Origin of the sequence: Pseudomonas sp. TWI929 (assembly GCF_039673335.1) — a bacterium.
In the GTDB taxonomy this organism is placed as follows: Bacteria; Pseudomonadota; Gammaproteobacteria; order Pseudomonadales; family Pseudomonadaceae; genus Aquipseudomonas.
Genome location: NZ_JBDJLK010000169.1, coordinates 1 through 2,610, shown reverse-complemented (window position 1 = coordinate 2,610; position 2,610 = coordinate 1). Strand labels below are relative to the sequence as shown.

Sequence of the window (2,610 nt, the reverse complement as noted above, 5' to 3'; positions counted from 1 at the left end):
TACAACGTCACCGTGGTTCTCGTGGCCCGGAGTGCTCGGGGTACCCGAGCCTGGCTCGTCGGTCACGGTGGTGCTGACTGGAGTCTTGTCCAGGGTCAGTTGCTCGAACTTGCCGACATCAGCGCCAGTAACGGTACCGATCGACTTGACGATCGCCGGGTTGGTGCCGGTGTAGACGTTGTCCGGGGCAACCACGGTAGTAGTACCCGACGCCGTGTTAGCCGGTACGGTGATGGTGGTCTTGCCGTCACTCAGGGTGAAGGTCAGCTCGCCGTGCTTGTTGATCGGCAGGCCGTCAGCGTTGGTCAGGGTGATGGTGTAGGTGATTACCCCGCCTTCGCTCACGGACTCAGTGGCCGTCAGGGTCGCGACCACTTCGTCGATGGTGTCGGTGACTTCGACAGTCGCCGCGCCGCCGTACTGCAGGTTTTCGAAGCCGGCACCGGTCGCATCAACCGCTTCCTTGATGCCCAGGCTGATCTGGCCAGCGTCGTTGTAGACGTCGTCGCCTTGCTCGGCGTGGGTATACGGTTCGCTGCTGAGTTGACCCGCCTTGATGGTCACCACCGCGTCGTTGCTCAGGGTCACGAGCAGGTCATGATCCAGCACGGTGTTGATGTGCACGGTGAAGGTCGGTTTGACGTTCTCGGCCACCGATTCCTGGTTGGCGGTGATGGTGACCAGTACCACGTCACCCTGGTTCTCGTGGCCTGGGGTGCTCGGGGTACCCGAGCCTGGCTCGTCGGTCACGGTGGTGCTGACCGGAGTCTTGTCCAGGGTCAGTTGTTCGAACTTGCCGACATCAGCGCCGGTCACGGTGTCGATCGCCTTGACGATCGCCGGGTTATTACCGGTGTAGACGTTGTCCGGAGCAGAGACGTTGATCGAGCCGGTAGCGGTGTTGGCCGGCACGGTGATGACCGTCTTGCCGTCACTCAGCGTGAAGGTCAAAGCACCGTGGTTGTTGATCGGCAGACCATCTTTGTTGGTCAGGGTAATGGTGTAGGTGATCTCGCCACCTTCGGTAACCGAAGGGGTCGCAGTCAGCTTGGCCACAACCTCACTGATGGTGTCCGCGATTTCAACGGTAGCCGGGCCACCCAAGGCCAGCTTCTCGAATGTGGCACCCGAAACAGAAGCGTCGGTGACGCTGAGGGTGATGGAGCCGGCATCCTTGATGACGTCATCGCCCTGGGCCGAGGTCTTGTACTCGACTTCGGTTTTACCGGCTTCGATGGTCACGGTGTCGCCATTCGACAGGGTTACGGTCAATGGACGATCCAGCGCCTGGCTAACCTTCACTGTGAAGGAAGGCTGCTGATCTTCGGTCACATCGCCATTACTGACGATGCTTACGGTGACGGTATCGACACTGTCATTGATGACAGTCTGAGCCGGAGTCGGGTTCGGGGTCAGCTGTTCGAAGTTGCCGCCCGTGGCGCCTTCGATGGTCACGCTAACGGTCGAACCGTTGTTGTAGACGTCATTTGCCGGGGTCTGGAAGTCAACGCTGCCCTGGGTCTTGCCGGCTTCAACGGTAATGGTCTGGCCGTTGGACAGAGTCACGGTCACCGGAGTCTGGGCTGGGTTGCTCAGGGTCACGGTGTAAGTGATCACGCCACCTTCGGTGACGCTTGGCGAAGCAGTCAGGGTCGCGGTGGTATTGTCGGTCGAGTCGTTGATCGTCGTCTGGGCCGGAGTCGGGTTCGGCGTCAGTTGCTCGAAGTTGCCACCCGTGGCGCTTTCGATGGTGACGCTAACGGTCGAACCGTTGTTGTAGACGTCGTTCGCCGGGGTCTGGAAATCGACGCTGCCCTGGGATTTACCGGCTTCAACGGTAATAGTCTGGCCATTGGACAGGGTCACGGTCACCGCCGTCTGAGCCGGGTTGCTCAGGGTCACGGTGTAAGTGATCACGCCACCTTCGGTCACCGACGGGCTCGCCGTCAGGGTCGCGGTGGTGTTGTCGGTCGAATCATTGATCGCCGTCTGTGCGGGCGTCGGGTTCGGCGTCAGTTGTTCGAAGTTACCGCCCGTGGCGCTTTCGATGGTCACGCTAACGGTCGAACCGTTGTTGTAGACGTCATTCGCCGGGGTCTGGAAGTCGACGCTGCCCTGGGTCTTGCCGGCTTCAACGGTGATGGTCTGGCCATTGGACAGAGTGACAGTCACCGCCGTCTGCGCCGGATTGCTCAGGGTCACGGTGTAAGTGATCACGCCACCTTCGGTGACGCTTGGCGAAGCAGTCAGGGTCGCGGTGGTATTATCGGTCGAGTCGTTGATCGTCGTCTGGGCCGGAGTCGGGTTCGGCGTCAGTTGCTCGAAGTTGCCACCCGTGGCGCTTTCGATGGTGACGCTAACGGTCGAACCGTTGTTGTAGACGTCGTTCGCCGGGGTCTGGAAATCGACGCTGCCCTGGGTCTTGCCCGCTTCAACGGTGATGGTCTGGCCGTTGGACAGGGTCACGGTCACCGCTGTCTGGGCTGGATTGCTCAGGGTCACGGTGTAAGTGATCACGCCACCTTCGGTGACGCTTGGCGAAGCAGTCAGGGTCGCGGTGGTGTTGTCGGTCGAATCGTTGATCGCGGTTTGGGCCGGGGTCGGGTTCGG

General features: G+C 60.8%; 1 protein-coding gene. It reads right to left on the bottom strand.

Features of this window, described 5'->3' with window-relative positions:
* Positions 1-2,610: immunoglobulin-like domain-containing protein (locus tag ABE456_RS28380; protein ID WP_346646890.1), on the bottom strand; the 2,610-nt coding region annotated here is incomplete at both ends.